A 6,533-nucleotide genomic window follows, 5' to 3' on the forward strand; every position below is an offset into this window, starting at 1 on the left:
TTTCATGTACTTATATTAACAATCAAAACTCAAGGAAAATAGTCCTTAGTTAAATCAAACGACACTTCATGTCGTGTCGCTTATATCTCTGACCTGAAGGACTGAGTTTTACGCTCCATTTGATAAAGCATGCTAAACTGCCAAACATAGGGATTAAACTGCGTTAACCATGTCAAATATCAATAAAAAGTTATTTAAGCGCTTACATTTAAATCATGCTTATGGACAGCTGATTGCACTTATTTTTGTGCCAATTATGGTTTTGGCATGCGTCGGCACGATGCTAGTTTTATCTGAAACCTCGAATGCCGCAAAAGCACAGCAGCGACAAATGGCAATTGCGATTTTGACCCGTTTTGAGTTGCCATCTGAAGCAGCTTTGCATCAACTGGCTAGCTTTCCGTGGAAGTACGAAGAAGCACGTACTTTTATGCAAAACATGATGAACGAAAAGCACTTGATTCGTACTGCACTGATTGATGCTTCTGGTACACGCCGTTTAAGCATGGGCTTTCAAGACCAAGCCGAATGGCCCAAATTCCCTAAAAATGCCGATTTTTTTGGCCCAATTCTGTATAAAAATAATCATGTGTATGGCATGCAAATTCAGCAAGACATCAACCGTCCTGCATGGTTGCTGATTGAACTGGACAATCAGCCATTACAAATTGCCCGTTATCGGGTCATGATTGTATTAATTGCCACAGGCTTGCTGACCCTGTTGTTGTTATTGCTGTGTCTGAATTTCTATTCACGACGCTGGATTGCACCCATGTATGAAATTCGCATGCAGCTACAACGCCTGAATGCCGATACGCTCGATCAACACATGGTCATTAACAGTACTGGCGAATTACGCTTACTGCAGCGGGATATTGCCAATGTGGTAAAACGCCTGCATTTCAGCTTTTTAGAACTCAAAGAACATACCGAACAAACCGAAGATGACTTGCGCCGCACCCTCGATACTTTGGAAGTGCAAAACATCACTTATCGTCAGGCACGTGACCAAGCGATTTCTGCCAACCAGTCTAAATCGGTATTTTTAGCCAACATCAGTCACGAACTCAGAACACCACTGAACAGTATTGATGGCTTTATTCACCTGTTATTGCGTCAGGAAAATCTTAGCAATGAACAGAATTTATATTTACAGACCATTCGTAAATCATCGGCGCATCTTTTAGCACTCATTAATGACGTATTGGATTTTTCTAAAATTGATGCAGGCAAACTGGAACTGGATACCGCACCCTTTGATTTAGAAGAAGCCATTTTTGATGTGATGGATATGCTCTCGCCTTTGGCTGCGCAAAAACACATCAACATGGCCTTTTATTTTGCCGATAACGTGCCGCAATATGTGCTGGGCGATGCTTTACGTTTCAAGCAAATTTTAACCAATTTAATTTCCAATGCGATTAAATTCACCCCCGATGGTGAAATTATTGTACGGGCGCGGGTAGAACATGACGATATTGGACAATGCTTAATTCACTTTAGCGTCCAAGACAGTGGCATTGGCTTAAGCGGTACAGACCGTAAAAAATTGTTTGAGTCTTTCTCTCAAGGTGATACTTCGGTCACGCGTCAATTTGGTGGTACAGGTTTAGGTTTGGCCATTTCCAAACAGTTGGTGCATTTGATGCAAGGTCAAATTGGCTTTGAAGACAATCAGGAACGCGCCCCAACCGAAAAAGGCTCGACCTTCTGGTTTACTGCCATGTTTGCGGTAGATGAAGCGCATGCACAGCAGCATCCAAACTTTAAAGAGATTCAGGTGGTGTCGTATTTGGCGCACCCTGCCACAGCGAATGTCTTGCGTCATTATCTTGAAAATTATGCGGTGCGACATATTGAAGCCGCTTCAATTTTAGATTTATTTAGCCGCTTAAAAGATGTATCCGACCTGCAAGACAATACTTGGTTGATTGTTGATCATAGTGGCGACACCGAAGCTTTATTAAAAGAAATTCGTACCCGTTATCAAGGTAACTTGGCAGTGTATGGCTATCAAATGGCGCTAGACCCAAGTCTGTTAAATGAATATCGTGCGCGCGCTTTGTATCAACCGCTCAGTCGTTCAGCCTTAATTGACTTACTCAACAATGAAAACAGTTTTGATGAACAGGAGTCTGCATCATTTGATGGTAAAGGCCTGCACGTTTTAGCGGTGGATGACCATCTACCAAACCTGATTGTACTCGAAGCCTTGTTGGGCGAACTGAATGTGACCACCACCAAAGCGCAAAGTGGTCAGGAAGCTTTGGGGATTTTGCAGCAACGCATTGAGCAGGGACAGCAACCATTTGACCTGATCTTTATGGATATTCAAATGCCTGTGATGTCGGGGGTAGATACCACCCGTGCGATTCGTTCTTTAGAATCGACTTTGGAAAATCACAAACGCTTACCTATTATTGCCCTCACCGCGCATGCTCTTGCCGATGAAAAGCAAAAATTACTCAAAGTCGGTATGGATGACTATGTCACCAAACCGATTCAGATTGAACAAATCATCCAAATTTTAACCCATTGGACCACGCAAAGTTTTAATAAGCCACCTGCAGTCGATAAAGCCATTGTGATTGAAGCGCTAGATCCACAGGTGTTGGATTGGCAACAAAGCCTAATGCTGGCAGCCAACAAAGAAGACCTTGCAGTGGATTTACTGAAAATGCTAGTGGATAGCTTTGCCACAGAATTACATGAAATTGAACAGCTGATTGAACTGGAAGATTTCCCACAACTCGAGCATGTGTTGCATCGTCTGTATGGTGCGACCCGCTATGTTGGCACACCGAACCTGCAAGAAGTAACAGGCTCATTTGAACAGTTTGTTTCGACCTTACGTAAAGAACGTCGTAAAGCCGATGATCTGTTTGTGCAAGAGGTCTTAAACCGTTATCAGGAATTACAAACCTGTATACAGCAAGTTGAACATGCAGCAGAACACATTTTTACCAAACATAATGCGGTGAGTTAGCCAACATCAAAGTGACATTCACCGCGAACGCCTCAACGAGAAGATACAGTTTGTAAGCACGACTCACCCAGCACTATTCACAAAAAAAAGTCACGTAATCAAAGGCAAGGTCGCAAGGCTTTGCCGTGACTCTGCTGTCATTTATCGCACTGCTGCCCATGTTATGCTTTGCCCAGTAAAAACAAGAGCTCACATCATGACCTTACTTCGTATCGAAAAAAATAACGGCATCGCCACAGTTTCCCTGAACCGCCCAGACAAACGCAATGCCATGAGTTTTGCCCTACTTAAAGAATTGGTGCGGACTGCCGAAAAACTTAAAAAAGACCGCAGCTTACGTTGTGTAATTTTAACAGGCGAAGCAAAGGTATTTAGTGCAGGCATTGACTTGGCCGACCTCAACAATCCACAAAACCGTGCATTTGCGGCTTGGGAATTAATTAAGCCAGGGCAAAGCCTGTTTCAAAAAGCATTTCTCGTTTGGCAACAATTGCCTGTACCTGTAATTGCTGCAATTGAAGGCTATTGTTTTGGCGCAGGGATGCAATTGGCTTTGGCTGCAGATATTCGTATCGCGCATCCTGACACGCAAATGTCGATTATGGAAAGCCGTTGGGGCTTAGTGCCTGATATGGGGCTAAGCCGTTCATTAAAAGGTTTAATTGGTTTAGACCTTGCCAAAGAACTGACCTTAACTGCACGTATTTTTGATGCCAACTATGCCAAAGAAATTGGCTTGGTCACGCATTTAGATGCAACACCTTTACAAAAAGCACAAGACCTTGCTGAAGAAATTGCACAACGCTCTCCTGATGCATTGGCTGCAGCCAAACAAGTGCTGGATGCTATGGAACATGCGCCAAATAAATCTTTACGTTTAGAAAAAATTTGGCAATTAAAATTATTGCTGGGTAAAAATAGCCAACTGGCACGTAAAAAGGACAAGAACCCTGAAGTGACCTTTGCACCGCGTCAGTTTTGATTCAGTTCAAACACAACAGACTTTGACCAAAGGCTAAATTGACATTTCAAGCCAGACTTGTACTGTAGGCAAAAACGGAGAATCAGCGCTATGCATTTTGATCGTGACACAAAAATCGCTTTTTTAGGTATGGGACTTATGGGGACGCGCATGGCAACCCGCTTAGTTCAGGCAGGTTTTGAGGTCGCGGTGTGGAATCGTAGCCCTGCGGCTTGCGAATCTGTGCTCAGTCTGGGGGCAAAACCGCTGCAATTGAGCGAGATCGGACAATATCCAGTGATCTTGAGTTGCCTTGCCGATGATAATGCCGTCCAAGCTGTATTAGATCAAATTGAGCCTTTTTTGACTGCTCAACAAGTCATTGTCGATTTTTCCAGTTTGTCTGTAGATCAAACCCAAAAGCTAGCGCAGCAAGCCAACCTCAAACAGGTCACATGGATTGACTCACCTGTATCGGGAGGCACTGCGGGAGCCGAACAAGGTAGTTTGGTGATTTTTGCAGGGGGTGATGCAAACACCATCGAAAAATTAAGCCCGATTTATGATGTGCTGTCACAACGTGTGACCCGTATGGGCGAAACAGGCACAGGACAAGCCACTAAAATCTGCAACCAACTGATTGTTGCTGCCAACAGCACCCTAATTGCCGAAGCTGTTGCCTTAGCAGGACAGGCAGGCGTAGACACCCGTTTACTTGCACCTGCTTTGGCGGGTGGTTTTGCCGACTCGAAACCGTTTCAGATTTTAACTCCACGTATGGCAACTCACAGTTTTGAGCCTGTGCAATGGAAAGTCCAAACCCTGTCTAAAGATTTAAACAATGCCTTACAACTGGCAGCGCAATTTCAGTTACAGATTCCTGTGGCAGAAAAAGCCCTTTCACAACTGCAAGCCCATCAAGCCAAGGGTTTTGCAGAAGCAGATTTAGCCACCATTATTCATCAGGTCGAAGCTTAATCGGCTTGATTCCTGATCCAACCTTTGCCTGCAAGGAGCACCTGCATGTCTAAACTGGCGGTTAATCTGTCGATGATTTTTACCGAAGTGCCTTTAATTGAACGCTTTGCCCTTGCACGCGAACATGGTTTTCAGCATGTTGAAATTCAATTTCCCTATGAGCTGAGTATTGAGCAGATTCAAACCCAACTCACACTCCACCAACTCAGCCTGTGTTTAATCAATGTCCCTGCGGGTGACCTCATGCAAGGCGGCAATGGTTTGGCGGGCGTACCCGGAAAAGAGATTGAATTTCATCATGCCTTAGAGTTAGCCATCCGCTATGCCACGGCATTAAATGTCCCTAGCGTCAATATTTTGGCAGGCAAACAACCTGTCGATGCCGATTTACTGCCTTGCTTAAACACACTGGCAGAAAACCTAAAACTGGCCTGCTCGATGCTCACTCAACATCATATTCAGCCTGTCTTTGAAATGATTAATGGCACCGACATGCCACGCTTTTTAGTACAAAATATTGCGCAAGCTCAAGAGATGCTAGAAGCAGTCAAACATCCTGCTCTTAAAATGCAATACGACTGTTATCACATGGCGATGATGGGTGAAGATGTGCTGAGCGCATTGCAAGAAAACATTCAGGATATTGGTCATATCCAGTTTGCCGACAATCCAGGACGCCATGAACCCGATTCAGGCGAGCTAGACTATACTACTATTTTCAAATGGTTACAGCACAGTGCTTATTCAGGCTATATCGCTGCAGAATACCGCCCAAGTCTGGCGTCAAATCAATCATTTGCATGGAAAGACAAATACTTTCCCTCAAATCAAAGTGGTTAAAATTAAACCGATTTGAAATTTCAGGCTAAAACAGCTATATTAGACGATGAATAATTTTAGGAAATTATACACCCCATGAATTTAGAACCATCGCCCGGCGCTTCTAATTCTCACGATCTTGCAATGAATACCCAAAAGCATGACGTACAAACTTGTCTTAAAGTTGTACATGAAGCTCTCCTTGATGTAAAAGCCAAAGAAATTGTTGAACTTGATGTCAGCAGCATCAGCAATGTTTCAGATGCCATTGTGATTGCTAGCGGTACATCAACTCGCCACGTAAAATCTCTTGCCGACAATGTTGCCGAAGAAGCGCGCAAAGCAGGCTTCCGCCCAATTGGTATTGAAGGTGAACGTGATGCAGAATGGATCTTGGTCGATCTTGGTATGGTAGTGGTTCACATCATGCTACCAACAGCACGTAAATTCTATGACCTAGAAAGCTTATGGCGCACTACGCCTGAGTCTGTTGCTTAATACAACAGCTCACTTGAGCAGCCTTAAAGATACACAAAAAGCGACTTTCAAATAAGTCGCTTTTTTAATGCGGATCTTTTGAAGTTTAGATCTCTAATCGTTTTTATATCGTATTAACCTACCCTAACCAAATTCCCTATCTCAACTGACCACTTTACATCAGCCTTGACATCCTCACCCCCTTAAAAGAGGGTGATTCCTACAGCTAGACGCTTATGCCCAAGCGCAAGAATGTTTAAAGCTGAGTTTATATCTCGATCATGAGCTGTACCACAGCTCATGCACTCCCAT

The 6,533-nt window shown here is 43.7% G+C and carries 6 protein-coding genes; 5 read left to right on the plus strand and 1 reads right to left on the minus strand.

Annotated features, from left to right (window positions below; translation table 11 throughout):
* Positions 1 to 169 precede the first annotated feature (169 nt).
* From FTU09_RS13360 to rsfS, 5 genes are all read left to right on the plus strand, one after another.
* Positions 170 to 2,986: an ATP-binding protein gene (locus tag FTU09_RS13360; protein WP_131260559.1), complete on the plus strand. Its 2,817-nt coding sequence runs from the start codon at positions 170 to 172 to the stop codon at positions 2,984 to 2,986.
* 196 nt (positions 2,987 to 3,182) lie between these two features.
* Entirely contained in the window at positions 3,183 to 3,968 is a 786-nt protein-coding gene (locus tag FTU09_RS13365; protein WP_179995949.1) for a crotonase/enoyl-CoA hydratase family protein, read from the plus strand.
* A 90-nt stretch (positions 3,969 to 4,058) separates the two neighbouring features.
* Positions 4,059 to 4,925, plus strand: a complete 867-nt coding sequence (locus tag FTU09_RS13370; RefSeq protein WP_131260560.1) for an NAD(P)-dependent oxidoreductase — start codon at positions 4,059 to 4,061, stop codon at positions 4,923 to 4,925.
* Positions 4,926 to 4,970: 45 nt separating this feature from the next.
* The gene (locus FTU09_RS13375) at positions 4,971 to 5,765 is read left to right on the plus strand and encodes a hydroxypyruvate isomerase family protein (RefSeq protein WP_096901402.1); all 795 of its coding nucleotides are present in this window, start codon (positions 4,971 to 4,973) and stop codon (positions 5,763 to 5,765) included.
* 75 nt (positions 5,766 to 5,840) lie between these two features.
* A complete protein-coding gene (gene rsfS / locus FTU09_RS13380; protein ID WP_004974926.1) occupies positions 5,841 to 6,242 on the plus strand; it encodes a ribosome silencing factor in 402 nt (133 codons plus the stop codon).
* Between the two features lie 182 nt (positions 6,243 to 6,424).
* On the opposite strand, the gene FTU09_RS13385 is transcribed toward rsfS, so the two are convergent.
* The coding region (locus FTU09_RS13385) for a zinc ribbon domain-containing protein (protein ID WP_179994364.1) at positions 6,425 to 6,533 on the minus strand (109 nt) is incomplete at its 5' end.

Origin of the sequence: Acinetobacter sp. YH12058, from assembly GCF_013419805.1 — a bacterium.
GTDB lineage: Bacteria > Pseudomonadota > Gammaproteobacteria > Pseudomonadales > Moraxellaceae > Acinetobacter > Acinetobacter towneri.